The organism is Undibacterium sp. GW821-FHT11H02 (genome assembly GCF_058808015.1).
This window is the reverse complement of sequence record NZ_JBXARG010000016.1, coordinates 54526-77636: the sequence shown is the minus strand read 5'-3', so window position 1 is coordinate 77636 and position 23111 is coordinate 54526. Positions and strand designations below refer to the sequence as shown.

Genomic DNA, 23111 nt, shown 5'->3' with positions numbered 1-23111 from the left:
CTGACGGACGCTTGGTCAAAAATGACCGGCGTCTTTTCTATTTGGAGCAACCGAAAAAATATGAAACTGATCACTGCACAAAAATTAAAAAAAACGACGATCGTTTTAACTTTATGCGCACTTGGTTTGCCTGCATTTGCACAAGATGCCTGGAAAAAAATCGATAGTGGCGTCACAGTTGAACTACGTGGTCTGTCAGTGGTGAATCGCAATGTTGCCTGGGCTAGCGGTGCAAAGGGAACTGTATTGCGTACCGTGGATGGCGAAAACTGGGAAAACGTCTCGATCGCCAGCAAAATTCCGGATGCGGCTAGTTTAGATTTTCGCGATATTCAAGGTATCGATAAATTTACCGCCATCGCAATGAGCGCCGGTCCGGGAAAAGCATCGACCATATACAAAACCGTCGATGGTGGCGCACATTGGGAATTGATGACAGTAAATGGCGATGCGAATGGATTTTGGGATGCGATCGATTTTTGGGATGCGCAAAACGGTGTAATCTTCGGCGATCCTATCAATGGTCAATTTCAAGTTTTGATCACCCATGATGGTGGTAAAAGCTGGCAAAACGCGGCGCGTGATTTAAATCAATTGAAAGCTTTAGCAAATGAAGGCGCATTTGCTGCCAGCGGCACTTGTATTGCGATTCACGGCAAACAAGATGTCTGGTTCGCTACCGGCGGTGCTGAGAAAGCACGCGTATTTCATTCTAGTGATCGTGGTCAAACCTGGAGCGTGGCGGAAACTGCGATACCTGCTGGTGCGCCGCCCAAAGGTTTGTTTTCAGTCGCGTTTGCAGATGGACAAACTGGTTTTGCTGTAGGTGGAGATTATCAGAAAGCGAAAGCTGAAACGCTCAATGCGGTTATTAGTCAGGATGGTGGAAAAACATGGCGTGCGAATCCTGCTTTACCTATGGGGTTTTTATCGGTAGTGATGGCAGTTCCCGGACAAAGCAATACTTTTGTCGTGGGCGGACTAGCGGGTTCCGGTGTCACGAAAGATGCTGGCAAGAGTTGGGAGGTGCTGGGGGAAACACCTTTGAACGCACTTGGATTTGCTGATGCTTTACATGGATGGGCAGTGGGCCCTAAGGGCTTAGTCATGAAGTATGCCGGTAAGCGTCTGGCAAAATAAGTCGGTGCAAAGTAAAACAATAAGTCGAATTCGAATCGAGTCTTGGGTACATGAAAAAAGCTTCAGCGAAGTTAAATGGCAGGCAAGAAGCTAGCCCTGCCAAGAAAGTGATTCGTAGTCATAGCGTATTGCAGGAAGCGTCGCCGTATTACGATCCCAGTTTTTCAAATGCAGTGATCGCTTGGCAAAAACAGCATGGACGGCATAGTTTGCCCTGGCAGCAAACTAGCGACGCCTATCGTGTCTGGCTGTCTGAAATCATGCTGCAACAAACTCAGGTTGCAACGGTCATTCCCTACTACCAGCGGTTTTTGGAGAGCTTCCCGACCGTACATGATCTGGCAGCAGCCCCATCTGAACAAGTGATGGCGCTGTGGGCTGGTTTGGGCTACTACACTCGCGCCCGTAATTTGCATCAATGCGCTAAACAAGTCGTGGAAAAATTTAAGGGCAATTTCCCCAGTGATCCACTTTTATTGCAAGAATTGCCCGGCATAGGCCGATCGACCGCGGCAGCGGTGGCGGCATTTTCGTTTGGTACTTTGGCCGCGATTTTGGATGGTAATGTGAAACGCGTTTTTGCCCGCGTGTTTGGAATCGAAGGTTTTCCAGGTGCTAAGGCCGTGGAAGATGATTTATGGCTGCGCGCGAATGCTTTATTACCAAAGCAAGATATTCAATCTTATACGCAAGGCCTGATGGATTTGGGTGCCACTTTATGTACCCGCAGCAGTCCTGCCTGTCAGCGTTGCCCATTGCAACAAAGCTGTATCGCACACCAGACTCAGCGTACGGCTGAATTACCTGTACGCAAACCTAAGCGCGAGCAAAAAGAAAAACACGCTGTACTCTTAGTTTTAGAACACGAGGGTGACATATTGTTGGAGCTAAGGCCTGATAGTGGCATTTGGGGTGGACTCTTGTCTTTGCCTGAGCTTGACGGCATGCGCGAAGGCAATGGCAAAGCAGCTGCGCCGGATTTGTTTCAAACCGATGTTGCAACGCCTCTATTGGCTGATCCCTATCTCATGAGTTCGGATGAACAAGTAGTGAATTTTGTCAGGCAATTTGGTGAGATTGCCTCGTCGCTTGATTTGCCCGAGTTGATGCATGGTTTTACGCATTTCAAACTTTATATACGCCCACTGCATTTTCGCTTATCGCAACGCCTGCATTTTATTGCAGAAAAAAATGTCGCATGGTATCCCTTGACCCAAATTGAGCAAGCCCCATTACCTGCGCCAGTAAAGACCCTGCTATTAAGTTTGAGAAGACAGTAACTTTGATTGACGTATAGTCGCATCGGTCAAGTGGGTTAAGTATTGTCGAACTTCATTCCAGATTTTTCGTACTTCGTCACGTCTGTTCGGATTTGGTCACATTTGCACATTTTTCTTATACTAATCGCTAGAATGATGCTCTGTTGTTAGAGTCATTTTTTCGAATTGGTAGTTAAGGAGTGTATCTTGTTCAATCCAGCATTTAGACGTGCGCTCAGCCTGGCGACCTTGAGCCTGCCCTTGAGTCTCTTCACTTATGGGCAAACTGCGCAGGCTGAAACCAAGCCTTGCCGTATTTCCAGTTTTCCACAAGAAGTGCAATGTGGGCAAATTCAAAGAGCGCTTGATCCGGCTAAGCCGGACGGCAAAAAAATCGACGTACATTACGTCGTGTTGCCATCCAAAGATAGAAATAAATTACCTGATGCCGTGTTTTTATTGGCGGGTGGCCCCGGTCAAAGTGCCGTCGAAGCAGCGGGTTTTGGTGAAGCTGTTTTAGGCAAGCTCAATCGTCGTCGTGACCTGGTTTTTGTCGATCAACGCGGCACTGGAAAAAGCGCTCCCTTGCGTTGTACAGAATTAGAAGCCAGCGATAAAATTCTCGATAAAGAAGGTGCGCTGAAATTGACTCAAGCCTGTATGCAGAGCTTACAGAAATTGCCTCACGGTGATTTGCAATTTTATAGCACCAGTATCGCCGTTCAAGACTTAGAAGCCATTCGTGTTGCACAAAATTACAGTGCGGTTAATCTGGTTGGTGCATCCTATGGCACGCGAGTTGGATTGGAATACCTGCGTCAGTTTCCTCAGTCTGTACGTCGTCTGGTGATAGATGGCGTGGTGCCGCCAGATCTGAACTTATTGGCATCTGATGCTAAGCCGGCCTTAGAAGCTGTGTTTGCAGATTGCTTAAAAAATACCCGTTGTAATTCCGCCTATCCTGATTTGGCTGGGACTTGGAAGCGACTATTGAGCAATACGCCGCGCCAGTTTACGTTCACTAATTCGCGCGCGATCAGTACGATAAGTACAAAAATTCTGAGTGATGATTTGATTGGTATGGTGTTCAAAGCTTTGTACTCACCGACCATGACTGCTGCTTTGCCGTATGCAATTACGCAAGCGGAAAAAGGAAAATTAGACCCTTTGCTGAGTTTAAGTGGTAGCTTTAATCAGGCAGGACCCGGCGGTTTAACTATGGGTATGCATTATTCAGTTTGGTGTAGTGAAGCCTATGCGAAACCAAGAGCGGCAAGTAGCAATACTGATGAATTCACCGCAAGAATGGGCGAGATGTATGACAAGGTTTGTGCAAATTGGCCTCGTGCAGAAATTCCCAAGGAATTTTTTACTACGCCTGTCTCTAAATCACCCGTTCTGCTCTTGAGTGGCGGCATCGATCCGGTTACGCCTACCCGTAATGGTGATCAGATTGCCAAAGCCTTGGGTAGTAAAGCCCGTCATATCAGTGTGGAAAATGCAGGTCACGGTTTATTGAGCCATGGTTGCATTCGCGAAGTGTTGGATAAATTTCTGGCTGCTAAAACCGACGAAGAGGCTCTGAAAGTGGATGCAACTTGTGTGCGTCAGATTCCACGTCCTTTGGTCTGGCTCCCGCCGGTACAGAATAGCGACAGCCCTAGCGCAGTCGATGCGAAGAAAGCAGGAGAATAAGATGATTATTGTTGAAGACTTACACAAAGAATTTATTAAATTAGGTAAGCCAAAATTTGGTATCGGTGCACGTAGTTCAGAAAAAGTGAAAGCAGTGAATGGCGTTAGTTTTACTGCGCATGATGGCGCGATATTAGGATTGCTCGGTGCGAACGGTGCCGGTAAAACGACCAGCCTGCGTATGGTTGCTTCAATGCTGAAAATGGATAGCGGTTCTATCAAGATTGACGAGGTTCAAGTCAAAGAAGGCCAGACCGCTTCGCAAGCTCGCCTTGGCATTTTGTCCGATGCCCGTGGTTTGTATCCTCGCCTAACTGCACGTGAAAACATACAGTATTACGGCAAGCTGCATGGCATGGACAAGGCGACGATAGAGAAACGTACTAATCAGTTGGCGCATTGGTTGGAAATTCATAATTTGCTAGAGCGCCGTACCGAAGGTTTTAGTCAGGGTGAAAGAATGAAGATCGCCTTGGCGCGCGCCTTGATTCACGATCCTAAAAATATTATTTTGGATGAACCAACAAATGGCTTAGACGTGGTTGCGACCCGCGCATTGCGTGAGTTTTTACGCTGGTTGAGAACACCGGAAGGCGGTGGAAAATGCATAGTCTTTTCCACCCATATTATGCAAGAGGTGGAACGCTTGTGTGACACCGTCGTGATCGTGGCGCAAGGTAAGACCGTCGCTTCAGGCACAGTAGCGGAATTGATGTTGCAGGCACAGGAAAATGATTTTGAAGATGCTTTCGTCAAACTGGCATTTTTAGATAAACAACAATCGGTTCATGCTGACGCGACTAAAGTGAATGTGAGTAATGCGATAGCAACATCGAAGCAAGGGAGTATGGCATGAGAGAAATACTAGCAATTTATTGGAAAGAAATTTCTGATGCGATGCGTGATCGTCGCACTTTAATGATGGTGTTGGCGAGCTCATTATTGTTGGTGCCCGTGTTGTTGTTTGTATTTTCTACCGTGATGTCGCAGGTTGAATCTCAAGCGGTCGACCGTACGGTGCTGGCTGTGAACATGAAAGATGCACCGGGTCTGGAAAATTACATTTTGCGTCAAGGTTATCAAATCAAACAGGCCCCTGTTGATTATGAAGAAAAATCACGCAATAAGGAATTGACTAAGCCAGTCTTGCTGATCGCTGAAAATTTTGAAAATACCATGGCGCAAGCTAAACGCGTGGAGTTGGAAATTGCTTATGACACTTCGAATCGTCAGGCAGAAATGGGCTTGGGGCCGCTGCGTCGTTTGCTGAATGGCTATGTGCAAGAACGTAGTAGTTTGGATCTAATGATGCGTGGTGTTTCTCCAGAACTGCTGCAGATGATTACAGTCAAAGAGCGTCATATCAGCCGCCCAGATGAGCGCAAAGTGACGATTACAGGCATGTTACCCATGGTCTTGATCATGGCCATAGTGATGGGCGGAATGTTTGCCGCGATTGATAGTACGGCTGGAGAACGTGAGCGTGGCTCTTTGGAGCCATTGATGATGAATCCGGTTTCGGGTCTGCAGTTGGCGATTGGTAAAACAGCGGCAGTGGCTTCGGTCAGTGTATTGATTGTGATTTTGACTGTGACCAGTTTTTTTCCCGCACAATCAGTGATAGCGAATGAAGCACTGCGTGCTGAGTTTCAATTTGGCGTCAAAGATGCCTTGGCATTTTTGGTGGTGTTGGTACCTTTGGCAGCAGCGCTATCTGCCTTACAGGTGGCATTGTCTTTGACGTGCAAGACCTTCAAAGAGGCCAACGTGCGCAATCAGTTGTTGAGTTTGACGGTGTCGTTCTTGCCTTTGTTTTTTATTTTAAATCCGGGCAAGGAGCCTGCATGGTTGGGTTGGGTACCTGTGATGGCGCAAACGCAAATGATGAATCAGGTGCTGAAAGGCGAGCTAGTCAGTCTGAGTGCGATTGCGATTGCGCTCGCCGTGTGTAGCGCGATTGTCGCCGCAAGTCTATTGTTCGTTGCTAAGAAAATGCGTCAGGTTGTGATGGAGTAAACCCTGATATGTAGACAGATATTAAAAAGCCGTTCAGCCAAAATGCTGAACGGCTTTTTTTTTAGTGAGTTTGACGGTGTCGAATTAAAACTTTTTCTGTTTGTTGAAAATGTTTGGCGAGTTTTTCGACCATATACACAGACCGGTGTTGGCCACCTGTGCAACCTATGCCTATCGTGAGATAGCTACGGTTGTCTCGCTTAAATGAGGGGAGCCACTTTTCGATAAAGCGGTGGATGTCAGCGTAGAGGTCTTGTGCCATCGCCTGCGCTTCAAGAAAATCAATGACAGCTTGATCGCGACCCGTCAGAGGACGTAAGGCATGGTCATAGTGCGGGTTGGGCAAAATTCGTACATCGAACACAAAATCAATATCGAGTGGCACGCCGACTTTAAATGCAAAGGATTCAAACATCAGTATCAGTGGCGCTTGTTCAACACCGATCTCATCTTTGATCCAGCTACGTAAAGTATTGGCGCTCAGATAGGACGTGTCGATCACGTGACCAAGAAACTGTAAAGGCTCAAGCAATTCGCGTTCTTTAGCAATGCACTCTGTCAAGCTCAATGGCTCGCTGGCAAGTAATTGTTGTTGTAAATGATGAGACAGAGGATGGCTGCGTCGCGTTTCCGAAAATCGCGCGATGAGGGTTTCTGAACTTGCTGTCAAAAACAATACCTTTAATTCATGCCCGGCTTCACGCAGTTTTTGGATATTGGCGGGAATGGATTGCAATTGTTGAATACTGCGAGAATCAATGGCAATCGCAACGTTTTTAACACCTTCAGTTTGCAACGTGGAGATTAATTCCATCAGTAAGCTGGGTGGCAAATTGTCTACGCAGTAAAAACCCGCATCTTCAATGACATTAAGTGCCACTGATTTGCCAGAACCCGATATACCCGAAATCAATAAGATGCGCATACTAGCCTAGCCCAGGGTTTCGTCCATGGCACGACGTTGACGTTCCATAAATTCTTCCAGTGTATTGATGCCGCGTAATTGCAAAATGGTATTGCGAACTGCGGCTTCCAGTAGAACCGCGATATTCCGGCCAGCGGCCACAGGAATGACGACCTTTTTGATTTGCAAACCTAAGACATCTTCGGATTGAGAATCAATCGGCAGGCGCTCATAGTTTTCTTCTAGCGTGCTGCGACGAACCAAGTGCACAATTAATTTCAAACGCATCTTACGACGTACCGAGGTCTCACCGAAGATCGCTTTGATATCGAGCAGGCCAAGACCGCGCACCTCCAATAAGTTTTGCAGAATAGGCGGGCAGCGGCCTTCTATCATATTCGGCGCAATGCGTGAAAATTCCACAGCATCGTCGGCCACCAGACCATGACTACGTGAAATCAATTCCAGGCCTAATTCGCTCTTACCTAAGCCAGATTCACCGGTAATCAAGACGCCGACACCCAATACATCCATGAACACGCCATGCATGGTGACTTGCGGTGCCAGTTTTTTGGAAAGATAGACACGCAGATAATCGATGACCTGTGCTGCAGGTAAGGTCGTCGAAAACAGTGGAATATTATTGTCGTCACAGACATTCAAAAATGTCTGTGGTGATTCCAGTCCTTGCGCCACGATGAGGGCAGGAGGTTGACCAGCAACTAACTCTTTAATCAGATTGGCGCGTGAGCCGGGCGATAAACGGTGGAAGTAATTGATTTCCTGATGACCTAGAACTTGTATCCGGCCAGGGTGAATTAAGTTTAAATGACCGACTTGATCAGACGATGCGGTGGCGTCATCGGTAATCTGTTTGTCGCCACCGGAAAAACCTGCGAACCAACCTAGTTGTAAAGTATCGCGATTATCGTCAAAGATTTTTTGTATGGTTAATTCTGTCGCTAGTGGCATAAGGCTTACTCGGCTTCTTCAAACATCAAACGTCAACTCAGAGGAAAATCACTTAGTGCCCACCGCCTAACAGCAATTATCAGTTATGTCGCGGTATGCCTGGTGTCGTCCTTATCGGGAACTGGTTTACTACGCGAGCATGAATTCAGGAACCCGACTTACAGTAGCTTAGGTTCCCAAGTAATAATGTGCTTGTAAACCAAGCTGGCATCTTGTTCTGTTTGCAAGGCATCACGGAAGGCATCATCAGATAACATCTCGGCGATTTCTGACAAAATTTCTAAGTGTTGTTGCGTCACATTATCGGGCATTAAGAGAAAGATCAAGACCTTGACTGGCAGTCCGTCCGGTGATTCGAATGGAATTGGGTCTAACAAACGAACAAATGCCGCGATGGGATTTTTTAAACCTTTGATGCGACCGTGTGGAACTGCCACGCCGTGTCCCAAACCCGTGGAGCCTAAGCGCTCGCGGGCAAATAAATTTTCTGACACAGTCGAACGTGCGATGCTGCAATTGTTTTCAAACAGCAGTCCGGCTTGTTCAAAAGCGCGCTTTTTACTGGACACATCTAAGTCGAGTAAGACATTCTCTAGGGGAAGAATTTTTGCGATATTCGTCATGTTACTTAATCTGAGACTACTGCTCGTTGGTCTTGGGTTTTGGTGGTCTCTCTGTTATTGATATCCCACTTTTTTACCAAGGAGATAAGTTTGTGCAAAGATACATGTTGCGATTCACCATAGACCACGATTATAGGCTTCTTTTATGGACTAGGCGAATATCGCCTTGATTAATATGAGCCGCTTATAGCTTATCGACACTGTGCTGACGCAGCAACGCAGAAAAACTCTCTACCGAGATAGGACGGCTGAAATAGAAGCCTTGAATCTCATCGCAGCCAGCATCTTTCAAAAATTCCATCTGTTCCATATTTTCTACACCTTCAGCCGTGACACTCATTCCTAATGCGCTAGACATTGCGATAATGGCTTTGGTGAGTACCACCGAGTCTTGATTTTCGGGGATTTCACGGATAAACGAACGATCTATCTTTAAATTATCAATGGGGAAACGTTGCAGGTAGGATAAGGACGAAAATCCCGTGCCAAAATCATCGAGCGAAATACTAATTCCCAACGTCTTGATGGCGTCGAAGACTGAACTTAGATGTTCTGCTTCAACCATTAATAAACCTTCGGTAATCTCCAATTGCAAGGCATGTGCTGGTAAGCCGCTTTGTAGCAAGACTTCTAAAATAAACTGAGGCAATTTAGGATCTTGAAATTGACGCGGCGAGATATTGACGCTGATTTTGAAATCGACTTTGTAGGTTTGACGCCATTGCTGTGCTTGTTCACAGGCTTTGGCGAGTACCCAACGTCCTATAGGGACGATCAATCCTATCTCTTCGGCGAAGGGAATAAATTCATTCGGCTCCACTAATCCAATATCGGGCATTTGCCAACGTACCAAGGCTTCAGCACCCAGAATGCTGCCGTCCACCAGGCTGACTTTAGGTTGGTAGTAGAGAATGAATTCATCGTCGACCAGCGCGCGGCGCAGATTGCGCTCCAAGGTGTAGCGATGTTGTGCCCGTATCATCAGATCGGAGGTAAAGAACTGATAATTATTTCTCCCTAGTTCTTTCGCCAGATACATAGCAGAGTCGGCGCAACGTAATAAGGTCGGGCCGTCGGTACCGTCATGGGGGAAAACGCTAATGCCGATTGATGTGCCTAAATGATACTGGTGCTGTTCGATGACAAAAGGTTCGCGCATCTTCATTAAAATGCGGTCTGCCAATTCCTTTAAATGTTGAGCAGTGGCAAATTCCTCCACCACAATCACAAATTCATCACCGCCAAGTCTTGCCAGCATATCAGTGGCGCGAATACATGAGGATAAACGCTTGGCAACATCGCACAACAAGCCATCGCCAGCAGCATGACCGGCTGTGTCATTGACGTTTTTAAAATGGTCGAGATCCAAAAATATTACCGCGACTTTTTGTTCGTCCGCATGAGATAAAGCGTATCCCAACCTTTGTTGTAATTGATGTCGGTTTGGCAGCCCGGTCAAAGCATCATGCGTCGCGATATATTGCAACTGGCGTTCAGTCTCGCGTACCTCGGTTGTATCAGTGAAGGAAATTAAAACGGCTTCGGTCTTATTGCTATTGCGCGAGGAATTAATGGGTTGTGCATTGACCAGTAACCAGACTATGGTGCGATCCACCAATTCCAAGCCTAAGGATAGGTTGGTGATAGGTTCGCCGTTGCGTAGCACTAAAGAAGCGGGATCATCTCCAATTTTGATTTCGCTGCCATCTTCACGGAAGATGCGCTTGAAATAACGATGGCGGCGTCCCATGCTTTCTATATCAGTGATCTTCAGAATTGATTTTGCACTGGGATTACATGTCAGGATCTTGCCGCCAGGCGCGATCACCATAATGCCTTCGGTCAGATTGTTGACCACGGAACGATAGCGATCTTCACTCGTCGCCAAACTCTGTTCCATGTTTTTCTTATCGATAGCCAAAGCGATGACGTGCATCGCATCCATAATCAGGGTTTGCTCATCATCACTAGGATGACGATGATTGCGGTGATAAATATCGACCGTGCCTAGTAAGGTATTAAACGCGGTTTTAATGGGTACCGACCAACAGGAGCGAAAACCATAACGTGTTGGTGTTTGCTTGTTTTTATACCAGAGATCACTGGCGGCAATATCTTCCACGATTTTGATATTGCCTGTTTGTATCGCCAGCCCGCAAGACCAGCTATCTAGACCAATTTCTAAATGATCAATTTCATTTAAAAACTCCGCTTCCATCGAAGGCGCTGCAGCGAGCTTTAATTTTTGGGTTTCATTGTCATACAACATGACAGCACAGATTGAGCCGTTGTCTAGTAGACGCTCCATACGGTCACAGACATCTTGCAAGATTTGTGTCAGCGGATTGTCGAGTGCAATCATCTCGAGAATCTCTTTCTCGTGATGCAGTGCTTCGTGGCTCAAGCTATTGCGTGGTAGGACAGGTCTAAAATTTTGCAGCTGAAATGATTTTGCGAGAGGTTGTGTCTGCAAGTCGCGCAAACGCAAGACATAGGCAGTTTGTCGCTGCAGTGGAAAACTATGTAGCCGGACTTCGACTTCCAAGCTGTGCCCATCACGGGTTTGCAATTCGCAAAATTCGGCAATCGCATGTGGCAACAGACTATTTCCTGACTGCAGATGAGTTTTGAGTTGGTTGGCTTGTTTGAAATTTAAGAAAGAATTCCAACGTAATCCCGCGATTTCATTGAAATTTTTTGCATGCAAAAACTTAATCCCTACGGGATTGGCGTGCACTATCGTTCCATCAACTAAAACGATCGTCGCGTCTTGCGCATGTTGCTCTAACAGCTGTTGCCAATTCTGGAGATACATAAATCTGTGGTCAGTACAGGAAGCCTAGATGAATATGCTAATGAATGTGCGTGTATTTATTCCTAGCAATCTGGCTAAGTTGCAATCACAGCAAGTCTATTTAAAAAATCAAGTAAATGTACTCTATGCTGTATCTATCAGCAAGTATAAATGCTGTACTGATTGAAAGAAAATTTACAAAACACTGACTTAAGTTAAAACCTTTCAATTTTGCGCATCGTTTTATTGATCTTAGGAAAGAATTATTGTCGTGCACTGCGTAAATTGGAAGGCATTTTCCCTGTGGAAAAATTACTGCGCCAAGGGTTGATATCTAATCCACCGCGTCGCGTATAGCGCGCATACACAGAAAGTTTTTGCGGTTTGCAATACTGCATGATGTCGCAGAAAATTCGTTCTACACATTGCTCGTGAAATTCATTGTGATTTCTAAAACCAATTAAATAACGTAACAAAGCTTCTTGATCAATCGGTGCACCAACATAAGAAATTTGTACGCTGGCCCAATCGGGTTGACCTGTTACCAGGCAATTTGATTTGAGTAAGTGCGATACTAGTGTTTCTTCAATGGCTGGTTGGCTGTGATCGGCATGCAGAACTGTTGGAATCGGTGAGTACTGATCTACTTCGATATCGAGTCGGTCTAGCAACATCCCATCTAACTCTTGAAATGTGGCTTTACCAAATTGTTCTTGGGGCGTAATCGTGATCTGCACAGGCGCACCGAAACCATTCGACAAATCAGTTTGCAACAAACTCAATAAGGCTTCGGTGCTGGCTAGTTTGGTTTGGTTAAATGAATTCAGATAAAGCTTGAAGGATTTTGATTCGACGATATTCGGCGAGTCCGCGGGGGCAAATACACTGATGATAGCAACCTGAGGTTTGCCGCGCATATTCAGCCATGAAACCTCATAGGCATTCCAAAAATCCATCCCGAAAAAGGGCAGATTGACCGCTTTACCATCGACAATTTTTAAACCAATTTCAGCGCGCTTTTCGGCACGAGGAATCGGGAAAATTAAACTGGGGTCGTACTGCGTTTGGTAGGCAGATGTTTTCCCTAGTTGGGATTGTTCAGGTGAATTGTTGGAAGTGCTCATGGTGCGTGTGTTTCAATCAAAAAAGTGCTGGATGATGAATATCTACGTCACTAAGTTAAGGTAGTCATGTAGGGCGGGTGAAACCCGCGCTGCTCAAGTGCCAGATGGTCTGGCGGCGTGGGTTTCCCCCGCCCTACATTTCTTAACTCAGTAAGTGACAAGTTTTACCCAGCTTCCTGGTTTTTACCCCAGGAAAAGTTTATAAACCGGATTATCGCTTTCATCCCAATAGCGATATCCAAGGCCATTCAAAAATTCTTTAAACGCCTTCATTTCTTTCTTTGGTACTTGCAAGCCAACTAAAGTGCGACCATAGTCAGCACCGTGGTTACGGTAGTGGAATAGGCTGATATTCCAATTCGGTGCCATGCTGTTTAAGAAGCGCATTAATGCGCCCGGACGTTCTGGGAATTCAAAGCGATACAGCAATTCGTTTTCAGCTAATTCACTCTTGCCGCCGACCAGATGACGAATATGCAGTTTCGCCAATTCATCATCGGTTAAATCCAAAGTCGGAAAGCCATGCTTCACAAAATTCTTGGCGATTTTGCTGGACTCTTCGCGATTGGTGACTTGCACGCCGACGAAAATGTGCGCCTCTTTTTTATCGCTGATGCGGTAGTTGAATTCGGTGACATTGCGCGGACCAACCAGTTCGCAAAAGCGTTTGAAACTGCCCTGAATTTCCGGGATAGTGACAGCAAATACTGCTTCACGTGCTTCACCCACTTCAGCACGTTCCGCGACAAAACGCAGGCGGTCGAAATTCATATTGGCGCCGCAGGCGATGGTCACCATCGTTTCATTTTTTAACGGTTTTTTATTCGCTTTGGCGCGTTCGATATAGGCTTTACAGCCAGCAACCGCGAGTGCACCAGCCGGTTCTAAAATCGAACGCGTATCTTGAAATACATCTTTAATCGCCGCACAGACTTCGTCGGTATCGACCAAGATCACTTCATCGACATATTGCTTCGCCAAACGGAAGGTTTCTTCGCCCACTAGTTTGACCGCAGTTCCGTCTGAAAATAAACCAACATCGGTCAGTGTCACGCGTTTGCCCGCTTTCAGACTGCGATACATGCCGTCGGAATCGACAGTTTGCACACCGATAATTTTGATATCAGGACGCACGGCTTTAACATAAGCAGAGACGCCGGCGATTAAACCACCGCCACCAATGGCTACAAAAATCGCGTGAATAGGGCCTGCGTGTTGACGCAAAATTTCCATCCCAACCGTGCCCTGACCAGCGATCACATCTGGATCGTCAAAGGGATGAACGAAAGTCAGCTTACGTTTTTTTTCTAAAGTTAAAGCATGCTCATAGGCATCGGAATACGACTCCCCGTGCAAAACAATTTCCACCGCATCGCCGCCGTGGGCGCGCACCGCATCGATCTTGACTGGTGGTGTGGTGGTTGGCATCACGATCACTGCCTTGCAACCAACCCGTTTGGCACTCAAAGCCACGCCTTGCGCGTGATTACCTGCGGAGGCACAAATAACGCCGTGTTTTAATTGAGCAGGTGTCAGGTGTGCAATCTTATTGTAAGCACCGCGCAATTTAAAACTGAACACACTTTGCATGTCTTCACGCTTAAAGTGAATTTGATTGTCCATGCGTTTGGACAGCGTCGGTGCTAGTTCTAATGGGGTTTCTATTGCCACGTCATAGACGCGGGCGGTGAGGATCTTTTTCAGGTAATCGGTAGCCATGGATGAATTCTATTTTCAAAAACGAGAGTCAAATGTCAAATTCGGACATCATGCAACATCGCTCTTTTAGCGGATGTAGCGATTCTGTTTTGATTAGTACAGAATCGACTTTGTTGCCAGCTTGATGGTGCCAGCTTTCAATCGTATTTCAGCTCGCAGGCAAGGGTAGTGCCCAGCAATTGCAATGAAATAAGTGCAAATTATTTAAGTCCTGTTCGAAGCATTATAATGTATCCCTCACCATCCTTAATGAAAAAGCCATGATAGATGCGGCTATTGCCTGGTTGTTTAGTGTTTTAGCTATTTCAAAAATCGGTTTAACCGCAGTCTTTGTGATCAGCTTTGTGTCGGCAACCTTACTGCCACTTGGCTCGGAGCCGGCAGTCTTTGCCATGATCAAAGCAAATCCAGACTTGTTTTGGCTGACAATTTTGGTGGCGACCATTGGCAATACGCTGGGTGGTATGTTGAATTACTTCATTGGGTATGAAGCTAAACAGACCTTTGCAAAAGAGCGCAGTAGCCGCTGGTTTAGCTGGTTGGAGCGCTACGGTGCAAAGACGATGTTATTGGCGTGGCTGCCGGTGATTGGTGATCCCATTTGCGCCTTGGGTGGCTGGCTAAAGCTGCCCGCCTGGCCTTGTATGTTGTACATGGCCATCGGCAAATGCTTGCGTTATATCACTATGACTTATTTGCTTTTAAGAGTACCTGAAGGATTCTGGCATAGTATTTCTTCGTGGTTCGGTTGAGTCAATTCTGTTCGCCAGCGAGACGCTAGCGAACAGGCGTCTTCATGAATAAATTAGTTTGCCTGCCGCGCAAAAAAATCCCAAATCAATGCAGGTCCATTCGGTGCCATTGGTGATGGACCAACTAGTCGTGGATGTTTCCAATAGGGCTGCGGCATGCCGTGTCCGCCACCGTGTATGGTCACAAGTTCCACCTCCATTTTGCGCTCATTTTTCCAAACTGTACGTTTGAAGTTTGATTGATTTTCCTTATTCAGCAGGATCGAACTGGATGCTGGATTAGTCACAGGATCGCCGCCAATTTTATTCAGATCGGCAAAAAATTGTGCAGTACCCTGCGATGACCTGAGTATGCCGCCCTTGTAGAACAGGCCAAACAGACTGGTCTCGCCACCCTCATACTGAACGATGGGGTCATCGGTGCCATTCATCAACATCACCGATGTACTTGTTCCGCCGATAGTGCATTTAAAATTATCCAGGATGGGCACGTTGGCTGAGACTGCCGCCACCGCGCGAAAGCGGGTCGGGGCTTCTATCGCTAAACGCAAAGACATAAACCCACCGGAAGACACCCCGGTTGCAAAAACACGTTGCGGGTCGAAACCGTTTTCCGCAATCAGCTTATCGGACAGTTGCGTCAAAAATTTAACATGGTCAAGCTCGCGTCCATTCACTTTGAAATCGCCCACTTTGCTACAGTCATTCCAATCAAAAGAACTTGCGCTCGGGTAGACCACGCCAAAACCATATTGATCTGCCAGGCGATCAAATCCGTACCCAGTTTCCAAGCGAATCTGTGTGCCATTTTGCCCAGAACCATGCATGACGATGACTAAGGGAGCATTTTTTGCCAAGCCTTTTGGCAGGTAAGTGCGGTAAGTCATCTCCTTGCCGTCAATTTGAATGGTGGCCTTAGTCAATTCGCCGGAGAGTTCAGGCGTATCTGGATCGGGCGTGTAGAGAAAATAGGCGAACAAGCCACCCGCTAGTGCGATCAAGCCAAGTAGAGCAAACAAACTTCTGAGTAGGATTTTTTTCATGATTCTGTTTCTGGATATGGGAGTGATAGTGAAAGAATTACTTCCTCTAATTTTTACTTCGCTCTGCGCCACTGATCAGCTTGTTTTTTCACATAGTGACGATAGACATAAGACCAAGGTAGGGCGGCATACACGAGAATGACCAAACCAATTGCAAATACATTGGGCAGTAACTTATCATCGAACGTGCCATTTAACCAGAGCGGCAACGGTACTGCAATCAACCAGATTGTCTTCCACAGCAATTCCCACATGAGTATGGGTAGAAGCTGTAATGGATAGCGAATTCCCACAACACATAGCAACCAAAATGCCGCCATCATCGAGGTTTCTACGCTGCGAAAAAACTCCCAAGCGGCAAATGGCTTTTTAGAAGCGATGACACCTGGCCATAAGCTGAGTGCTAGCCCGATGACTACCAACAAGTACATCGCGCGCAGTATATAAAGGCGGGTCAGCGAAACTTCATTCATGAATTTTCTCCTATCTTTTTTTATCAGTTTTGTGGAAGAGAGCTTACTTCAGCAGTTTCAATTGTTCTTCAGCGTCAGCACGGGTTTTTGTGCCCAACGCCGGGGTAAAACCTAGTGCTTTTTCGAAAAATGAAATGGCTTTGTTTTTATCGCCCAAGGCTTGCCATGTTTTACCGAGTCGATAAAGCGCCGCACCAGTCACTTCGATACTTAATGATTTTTCTAAATGTGGCAGCGCTTCTTTGGCTTTTCCTTGCTCTTGCAATGATCTGCCCAGTCCCAAACAAGCGACTGAAGACTCAGGAGAACGTTGGATTACTTCGCGAAACATTTTTTCGGCATCGACGAATTTTTTGTCCTTGACGTAAGTCTGAGCGATCTCTACGGCGATCTCGTTCTGTAACTGGGCGACGACGGGACTGCCGTTGGGATTGGCCGCCAGCACACCGCTTTTCGCTTTTTCAATTTTGTCGTCTTTGAGATCAAACTTCGCTTGCAAAAGACTCGCTACTGCTGGATTGACTTTCTGAGTTTCTGCAATCACGTCTTTTGCTTTCGAATTACTGCCGCCCATCAGGCCAGGCACTTCTAAATAAAAAGTCATCAAGGAGTTAGCCGCACTGAAATTTTTGGGATCTAGTTCTATGGCTTTTTTGAAGGAATCACGAATTTTTCCAAGAGAGCTAATCCCCGCCATCATGCCGCCTTTTTCTGCTTTGGTACCAAGCACATTGCCAAGTGCTTCATGACATTCAGAGTTTTTAGGATTGCCTGCTATGCATTGTTCGGCAAGCTTCACACCCTCATCAAGACGAGCCACTTTACCCTCGACCAGAATCAAATCGACTTTGGCTACCAGAGCATCGGCATAATTGGCATCGGTGGCCAGTTTTGCGCTGATTGCGCGTTCCACTTCGGCATATTTTTTTGCTTTGATGAGCGCGCTATATTCATGGGCATGCGCTGACTGCATGCTAAGCAATGACGTGAGCAAGAGCGAAGCCATGATGGCGTAACGAATACTGGATGCATGATGAGAGAAGTTGGTCATAATAATTTCCTTAATGAATGAGTCTGTGCCAAGTGATTGAAGCGAACTCAAGCCGCAATCGATGATGAAGTATCCGCTCTAACACCCTAGGCTCTCTACCAAAATGTGATGGGTTACGGTCTGATCGCCATGAGTTGCGGTAGATGTGCGGTGAGATACACTCGGAAATTGAATTGCCGGGGCGAGGTTGGGAGGGAGGCTAGATCTAGCTTAGTGCGTTGTTTAGGGTGAGCCAAACATAGGTGGATTTAAGCCCAGATTGGGATCGCGAGGCAGCGCAGCCAAAGAGTGCGGTATGTCTTGGACAATCAGAACGTAAGCTGACAACTTCTTGTCTGTTTTTTTGTGAGTTGTTGACTTTTACTTTCGCTAACCCCCGTTGCCATAGAGTGGCTTGTTGAAATAGAGAGTCTAACGGGGCGTAGCTTGGTTGGCGAAAGGTTTGAAATAGCGGATACTTAATTTGATCTGGTCTTGGTCATTATTAGTTCTTGTAGGGCACGATTTAAAACAGGATCTATCCCATTGCGTATATCTGAAATAGTAGGTTTAACTTCTATGTCAGCTTGTAAGCCTTTTCCGACGAAGTCGCTGCCATCAGGATAAGTATCTCGTTTGACACAAATACGCGCGGAACCGCCGCCGGGTAGATCAAACCCTAATGGTTGACCGGTACTTCCACCGGTGGCTTCGCCTATGGTTAATCCACGCTTTAATAATTGGTAGGAAAGAACAAAATCTTCAGCGGCAGAGAACGTTGCTGCACCAGTTAGAACTACAACTGGGCCAGTATAAATATCTTGATTGGTATAGCTAGTTTTGGAGCGTTTGCCCTCCAAAATCTTCCAAGTAATGGCTGAGCCACGCGTCAGAGTATAGCCATTATCCGCCCTGATATATGAGTTCGAAGATGGTAGGGCTTGACTCGTAAGGTAGCTTAGTATTTGCAAACCATATGAACTAGAACCGCCACCATTTTTTCTTACATCGATAATTAAACCTTTTGCCTTTTTAATTTTCGGAAATGCATCCATAAATGTTTTAACGCTATTTTTATCTTCAAAATGATCTATTGAGATATAGGCGATATCGCCATCAAGCATCTTAAAACTTTTGTTTTCAGAAACTTCTAAATCTGTATAACCACTGCGCGCAACTTGAATTTCTTTTTCTTTGCCGTCTAAAGATCGAATCTTAAACTGTAGAGCTTGCTTTTCACTGCCAGATAAAAGTTGATAACTAAAAGTACGCAAATTAAAATCTTGTATAGTGGAACTACTGACGTAAGGTGCAATTTTTTTCATCGCATAGTCTTTTACTGGCATACCGTCAATCGCAACAATCTCATCACCCACACTTATTTGGCTTCTGATTGAAGGGCTGCTAATTGCGCTGACTATTACCTTATCCTCAATCAAGTGCGTTCGCATAGGTGGTCTTCTATAGAAATCTTTTTCCAGTTGGTCTGGCGGGTAAATGTTCGTATGTCCGTCTTTAAGTAATGGCGCGATTTGCATAAGGACGCGATAGTATTGCGCCGTAGTTTGCGTTGCCATCACCTTACTTAAGTATTCCATGTACACCTTATCCCATTGCAAGTTAGGGATTTTGTCAAAGTGGACGAAACTATCACGTGCCCTAGCCCAAAACAAAGAGAGCCCCGCTATTTTTTCTTCTGTACTGATGTTTTCCTTGTAAGGGCTAGCTAGATCAGAACTTTTATATAATTGAGTTGGCACCTCAGATGTCTTGATTAGTTTTTGTATGCGTGGGTCAGGAAGCAACACAGATAATTCTTTGTCTTTGCTAATAATTTCATTTAATCGTGGAAACCAAATGGACTCGCTTATACCTTCCAATGCACGTATCGCTTTTTCCTTTTGATTTGATGCCAAATACAGCTTTGCAATATCAAGTCGCAAATCCAAAGGTTTTGCATGCAAAGAAAAACTGCCATTAGCCAAATCCAAATTAACTTCTTGATCGAGAAAAGCCAGGGCTCCCTCAAGATGTAAAGCCGCTTTTCGATTTGCTTCAACAGTAGTGTCTCCACTTTTCACTATATTTTGAGCTTCTTTCCTCATTTGTTGTACGTATTGATAAGCCTTAGCCGCCGAATGATCTTGAGGAGCATCTCCCGCATGAGCGTGATTAAAAACTAACATGCATACTAATAAAGAGCTTAAGCTTTTCATAAAGGTAACCAGTAATTTAAAAATGTAAAGATACTAAACAAAGCATACTTGTTTGGCAATAATAGGTCGGGCTTATTGTTTTCTTGTTGTTTTTTGAAGCCGGTTTTCGTCTCAAGACCGTTAAGCTCAAGAAATTGGTGAGGTGAAGTGGGTTTTATCTATCGAACCATTCCAGCCTTCGAGTCACTAAATGGTGTCGTTAAGTAGTTATTGGAATCGAGTTTCGACATGCTACATTAGCGTCACAAATGCATCCGGGCTTCCAATTTGTTGGATATATGGTGCTTCCTTTGATGTCCCAATACGTTCTCGTACGCGTGCCACCGTGTCAGCGAGTCAAGCCGGATCCACCGGATTCAAAAAATACCAAAGCACCTTGTGTAAAGACTTCCACGGCATATTCACTATACCTAGGGCTTTTAGCGTGTATCCGCCTCGGCGCTCAGAATAAGTGATTGGTATTTTCTCGCAATAGCAATTCGAAACGATCAGCGCTGACCGGTTTGCTGAAGTAATATCCCTGTACCTGGTCGCAGCCGTGTGTACGCAAAAAGGCCAACTGATCGGCGTTCTCCACGCCCTCCGCTATGACTTGCAAGCGCAAGCTATGCGCCAGAGAGATGATCGATACGACAATGGCAGCGTCATCATCATCAACCATAATATCGTTGACAAAAGATTGATCTATTTTCAAAACATCGATAGGGAAACGTCGCAAGTACGACAGGCTAGAATAGCCAGTGCCGAAATCATCAATGGCAATATGGACGCCCAAGCCCTTGAGATTACGCAGGATAGTAATGGCATTATCGACATCTTCCATCACCATGCTTTCAGTGAGTTCCAATTCGAGGAAACGCGATTCCAAGCCTGTGTTGTGTAAGGTATCAGCAATCGCCTGCACCAAATTCTTTTGTGTGAACTGCCTAGCAGAAAGATTGACAGCCACGCGCAGCTCACCAAGACCCGCTTGTTGCCATGCCTTGGTCTGAAGGCATGCTTGCTTGAGTACCCAGTCACCGATCTGGATGATGATACCCATTTCTTCAGCCAAACCGATAAATCGTAGTGGAGGGATCATGCCATGTCGTGGATGGTTCCAGCGGATAAGTGCTTCCATGCCAACGATACGACCATTCAATGCATTGATTTGTGGCTGGTAGTGCAAGGAGAATTCTTGTCGTTCCAATGCGTGACGTAGATCAGCTTCGATAGAGAGTCGGTCGAGTGTTCGCTCGTTCATCGATGAGGTATAAAACTGAAAGCTGTTACGACCCGTTTCCTTGGCGCGGTACATGGCAATATCAGCGTGTTTTGTCAGGAGCTCAGCACTTAGCCCGTCGTTAGGGTAGACCGCCACTCCTATGCTGCAAGTGAGAAAAAATTCATGCTGCTCTAAGACCAAAGGCAGTGCTACCGCATCCATAATTCTATGCAGGACTTCAATACCCGTGCCTTCTTCTGCGCAATTGGGCAGTACCAAAACGAACTCATCGCCGCCCACGCGCGCTACGGTATCCGCATCGCGCGCGACGGATTGCAAGCGCATCGCTACCGTTTTGAGTAAGGCGTCGCCCGCCTCATGACCTAGCGTGTCGTTGATAAATTTAAAGCGATCCAAGTCAACAAACAAGATCCATACTGGTAATGTATTTCTTTCGGCATCAGCAAGTGCGTGTGTCATTCGTTCGCGCAAGAGATTTCGATTAGCCAGACCAGTTAAGGTATCGTGCTTTGCTTGAAAGTCTAATTCGGCTTCATAACGCATCACAGCAGTGATGTCATATTGTGCGACTACAAAGTGGCTGATGACACCCTCGTCATCTTGCACAGGTGCGATAAACAAATCATTCCAATACCCTGTCCCATCTTTTTTATAATTACGCAGCAGAGCATGCCCTTCTCTTTTCTCGCGCAAGGCGGCACGAATTTCTTCCATGTTTTGCTGATCTTGGCTATTGCCTTGTAGGGATTCCAATCTTCTTCCCACCACATCGTCAGCTCTATAGCCGGTAATGCGCTCAAATGCGGGGTTGACATATTCAATCGCAAAATCGGGTGCATTGGCACTGCAAATGATGATCGCATTTGATGAGACTTCAATGACACGTTCGCGCAATCGCAAGGATTCTTCGCTCGTTTTTTGTAGCGCTTGATTTTCGGATAGCCGTAGATTGGCAAATTGCAGGGCAGTAGTGTGTTCAGCAAGACGCTCTACACATACGCGCTCTATTGTTTCAGTGCGCGATACCACAACATAAACATAGGCAGCGACCAGCAGGCTAGATAGAAAACCGCCGATTAGCACAAATAGGGAGCCACTGTTTGCCGCAGTGAATATCGTCGCTGCCCGTGCTATTTCTATGTGCCAGGGCTGGTCGCCTATCTCAAAGTTTGCGCTGATCGGGCTGGACTGATCAAATAACAACCAGCTTGGGAGTAACAGCGTGCCACCGGTTGGGGGCAGCTCAGTGCCATTGCGAAAGGCTAGATTATCTTTGTCAGCCTTGTTACTGGCGTAGACGCTGATGGTTAAATTGGAGAGCTGCAAAAAACCTGCCTTACTGACGATGGCATCGAGCAAAAGATCGACACGAAAAACAGCGGCGGTCTCGCCTATCGTCGCACGTTGACGTGCGTTCGCCGTGTCTAGTGGCGCACCTTGAAGGTAAACAGGCGCCAGCACCAAGAAGCCGGTATGCCAACCTTTGTGCTGCGCCAATGTGAGTAAGCCGGTAGCGGTGACCCGTCCTGTCGTACGTGATTGGGTTCGAGCTTTTATCTGATCCTTTGTCAGTAAAGTATTGAGCCCTAATGCTGCTTCATTGCCCGCGATCGGCTCGATATAGTCAACCACGTTGTAGCTATCTCTGTTTTCCGCGCGCTGTTGAACTCCATCGATAATTTCAGTGATATTAAAATCACGATTATTTCGTCGCATCGTGGTTTCATAGGCGTGCCGTTCAGCATGCATAATCATACGTTGGAAACTGAGCGCCTGTATCTGGGGATAGCGTTCTAAAAGTGGCGTCGTAAAGACATGAAACTGCTCGCGCGTAACGACGCCGACAGTTCGAAAGACTTGGTTCAATACCACCAATTGTTCGACGGCATCTTGCAAGCCGCTGGTGACCGCTGCGATGCGCAGAGTGGCATTTTGCTTGAATAGGACGTTCTGGCGTTCTGCTTCGACTTTGCGGACGGAGGCGAAAAGGAGTGCAGTTAAACTTAAACCAATCAAAAACGCCAATATGGCCGAGACAGAAACGGAAAAGTGGATACGATGGAAAATTTTTTGCATTCAATACCCCAGCAGAAGGAGGTCTGTCTGAGAATAGAGTCGTGCAGACA

General features: G+C 46.2%; 17 protein-coding genes. 6 read left to right on the top strand and 11 right to left on the bottom strand.

The window, feature by feature from the left end; translation table 11 throughout:
* Window positions 1-60 precede the first annotated feature (60 nt).
* The 5 genes from AC1RR2_RS15570 to AC1RR2_RS15550 all read left to right on the top strand — a co-directional run bounded on the left by AC1RR2_RS15570 (window position 61) and on the right by AC1RR2_RS15550 (window position 6110).
* Entirely contained in the window at window positions 61-1140 is a 1080-nt protein-coding gene (locus AC1RR2_RS15570; RefSeq protein ID WP_493223187.1) for a WD40/YVTN/BNR-like repeat-containing protein, read from the top strand.
* 50 nt (window positions 1141-1190) lie between these two features.
* A complete protein-coding gene (gene mutY / locus AC1RR2_RS15565; RefSeq protein WP_493223186.1) occupies window positions 1191-2420 on the top strand; it encodes an A/G-specific adenine glycosylase in 1230 nt (409 codons plus the stop codon).
* A gap of 186 nt (window positions 2421-2606) precedes the next feature.
* Window positions 2607-4094, top strand: coding sequence for an alpha/beta hydrolase (locus AC1RR2_RS15560; RefSeq protein ID WP_493223185.1), 1488 nt, complete (start codon window positions 2607-2609; stop codon window positions 4092-4094).
* 1 nt (window position 4095) lies between these two features.
* Window positions 4096-4950 (top strand): ABC transporter ATP-binding protein, encoded by an 855-nt coding sequence (locus AC1RR2_RS15555; protein ID WP_493223184.1) that lies wholly within the window; start codon window positions 4096-4098, stop codon window positions 4948-4950.
* Window positions 4947-6110, top strand: a complete 1164-nt coding sequence (locus tag AC1RR2_RS15550; protein WP_493223183.1) for an ABC transporter permease — start codon at window positions 4947-4949, stop codon at window positions 6108-6110. The genes AC1RR2_RS15555 and AC1RR2_RS15550 overlap by 4 nt, the downstream gene beginning before the upstream one ends.
* A gap of 61 nt (window positions 6111-6171) precedes the next feature.
* On the opposite strand, the gene rapZ is transcribed toward AC1RR2_RS15550, so the two are convergent.
* The 6 genes from rapZ to ilvA all read right to left on the bottom strand — a co-directional run bounded on the left by rapZ (window position 6172) and on the right by ilvA (window position 14246).
* Complete coding sequence (gene rapZ, locus AC1RR2_RS15545; protein ID WP_493223182.1) at window positions 6172-7035, bottom strand: RNase adapter RapZ; 864 nt, start codon at window positions 7033-7035, stop codon at window positions 6172-6174.
* Between the two features lie 6 nt (window positions 7036-7041).
* Entirely contained in the window at window positions 7042-7986 is a 945-nt protein-coding gene (gene hprK, locus AC1RR2_RS15540; protein WP_493223181.1) for an HPr(Ser) kinase/phosphatase, read from the bottom strand.
* A 158-nt stretch (window positions 7987-8144) separates the two neighbouring features.
* Window positions 8145-8609: a PTS sugar transporter subunit IIA gene (locus AC1RR2_RS15535; RefSeq protein WP_493223180.1), complete on the bottom strand. Its 465-nt coding sequence runs from the start codon at window positions 8607-8609 to the stop codon at window positions 8145-8147.
* A gap of 184 nt (window positions 8610-8793) precedes the next feature.
* The gene (locus tag AC1RR2_RS15530; protein ID WP_493223179.1) at window positions 8794-11424 is read right to left on the bottom strand and encodes a sensor domain-containing phosphodiesterase; all 2631 of its coding nucleotides are present in this window, start codon (window positions 11422-11424) and stop codon (window positions 8794-8796) included.
* A gap of 242 nt (window positions 11425-11666) precedes the next feature.
* Window positions 11667-12527, bottom strand: a complete 861-nt coding sequence (gene queF / locus AC1RR2_RS15525; protein ID WP_493223178.1) for an NADPH-dependent 7-cyano-7-deazaguanine reductase QueF — start codon at window positions 12525-12527, stop codon at window positions 11667-11669.
* A gap of 183 nt (window positions 12528-12710) precedes the next feature.
* Complete coding sequence (ilvA, locus tag AC1RR2_RS15520) at window positions 12711-14246, bottom strand: threonine ammonia-lyase, biosynthetic (protein WP_493223177.1); 1536 nt, start codon at window positions 14244-14246, stop codon at window positions 12711-12713.
* 260 nt (window positions 14247-14506) lie between these two features.
* Between ilvA and AC1RR2_RS15515 the strand changes: the two genes are divergently transcribed.
* A complete protein-coding gene (locus AC1RR2_RS15515; RefSeq protein WP_493223176.1) occupies window positions 14507-14998 on the top strand; it encodes a YqaA family protein in 492 nt (163 codons plus the stop codon).
* A gap of 53 nt (window positions 14999-15051) precedes the next feature.
* Here AC1RR2_RS15515 and AC1RR2_RS15510 read toward each other — a convergent pair whose 3' ends face one another.
* The 5 genes from AC1RR2_RS15510 to AC1RR2_RS15490 form a co-directional block, all read right to left on the bottom strand.
* Window positions 15052-16041: a CE1 family esterase gene (locus tag AC1RR2_RS15510; protein ID WP_493223175.1), complete on the bottom strand. Its 990-nt coding sequence runs from the start codon at window positions 16039-16041 to the stop codon at window positions 15052-15054.
* Window positions 16042-16094: 53 nt separating this feature from the next.
* Window positions 16095-16514, bottom strand: a complete 420-nt coding sequence (locus AC1RR2_RS15505) for a hypothetical protein (protein ID WP_493223174.1) — start codon at window positions 16512-16514, stop codon at window positions 16095-16097.
* A gap of 43 nt (window positions 16515-16557) precedes the next feature.
* Window positions 16558-17565 carry a tetratricopeptide repeat protein gene (locus AC1RR2_RS15500; protein WP_493223173.1) on the bottom strand — a complete coding sequence of 336 codons (1008 nt, stop codon included), beginning with the start codon at window positions 17563-17565 and terminating at the stop codon, window positions 16558-16560.
* Window positions 17566-18023: 458 nt separating this feature from the next.
* Window positions 18024-19760, bottom strand: a complete 1737-nt coding sequence (locus AC1RR2_RS15495; protein ID WP_493223172.1) for a S41 family peptidase — start codon at window positions 19758-19760, stop codon at window positions 18024-18026.
* Between the two features lie 442 nt (window positions 19761-20202).
* Window positions 20203-23061 (bottom strand): bifunctional diguanylate cyclase/phosphodiesterase, encoded by a 2859-nt coding sequence (locus AC1RR2_RS15490; protein WP_493223171.1) that lies wholly within the window; start codon window positions 23059-23061, stop codon window positions 20203-20205.
* Window positions 23062-23111: the final 50 nt, after the last annotated feature.

Excerpts from the sequence above, each read along its gene's own strand:
- AC1RR2_RS15570 (WP_493223187.1), top strand. The coding sequence starts at position 61 with ATGAAACTGATCACTGCACAAAAATTAAAAAAAACGACGATCGTTTTA.
- mutY (WP_493223186.1), top strand. The coding sequence starts at position 1,191 with ATGAAAAAAGCTTCAGCGAAGTTAAATGGCAGGCAAGAAGCTAGCCCT.
- AC1RR2_RS15555 (WP_493223184.1), top strand. The coding sequence starts at position 4,096 with ATGATTATTGTTGAAGACTTACACAAAGAATTTATTAAATTAGGTAAG.
- AC1RR2_RS15550 (WP_493223183.1), top strand. The coding sequence starts at position 4,947 with ATGAGAGAAATACTAGCAATTTATTGGAAAGAAATTTCTGATGCGATG.
- rapZ (WP_493223182.1), bottom strand. The coding sequence starts at position 7,035 with ATGCGCATCTTATTGATTTCGGGTATATCGGGTTCTGGCAAATCAGTG.
- hprK (WP_493223181.1), bottom strand. The coding sequence starts at position 7,986 with ATGCCACTAGCGACAGAATTAACCATACAAAAAATCTTTGACGATAAT.
- AC1RR2_RS15535 (WP_493223180.1), bottom strand. The coding sequence starts at position 8,609 with ATGACGAATATCGCAAAAATTCTTCCCCTAGAGAATGTCTTACTCGAC.
- AC1RR2_RS15530 (WP_493223179.1), bottom strand. The coding sequence starts at position 11,424 with ATGTATCTCCAGAATTGGCAACAGCTGTTAGAGCAACATGCGCAAGAC.
- queF (WP_493223178.1), bottom strand. The coding sequence starts at position 12,527 with ATGAGCACTTCCAACAATTCACCTGAACAATCCCAACTAGGGAAAACA.
- ilvA (WP_493223177.1), bottom strand. The coding sequence starts at position 14,246 with ATGGCTACCGATTACCTGAAAAAGATCCTCACCGCCCGCGTCTATGAC.
- AC1RR2_RS15515 (WP_493223176.1), top strand. The coding sequence starts at position 14,507 with ATGATAGATGCGGCTATTGCCTGGTTGTTTAGTGTTTTAGCTATTTCA.
- AC1RR2_RS15510 (WP_493223175.1), bottom strand. The coding sequence starts at position 16,041 with ATGAAAAAAATCCTACTCAGAAGTTTGTTTGCTCTACTTGGCTTGATC.
- AC1RR2_RS15505 (WP_493223174.1), bottom strand. The coding sequence starts at position 16,514 with ATGAATGAAGTTTCGCTGACCCGCCTTTATATACTGCGCGCGATGTAC.
- AC1RR2_RS15500 (WP_493223173.1), bottom strand. The coding sequence starts at position 17,565 with ATGACCAACTTCTCTCATCATGCATCCAGTATTCGTTACGCCATCATG.
- AC1RR2_RS15495 (WP_493223172.1), bottom strand. The coding sequence starts at position 19,760 with ATGAAAAGCTTAAGCTCTTTATTAGTATGCATGTTAGTTTTTAATCAC.
- AC1RR2_RS15490 (WP_493223171.1), bottom strand. The coding sequence starts at position 23,061 with ATGCAAAAAATTTTCCATCGTATCCACTTTTCCGTTTCTGTCTCGGCC.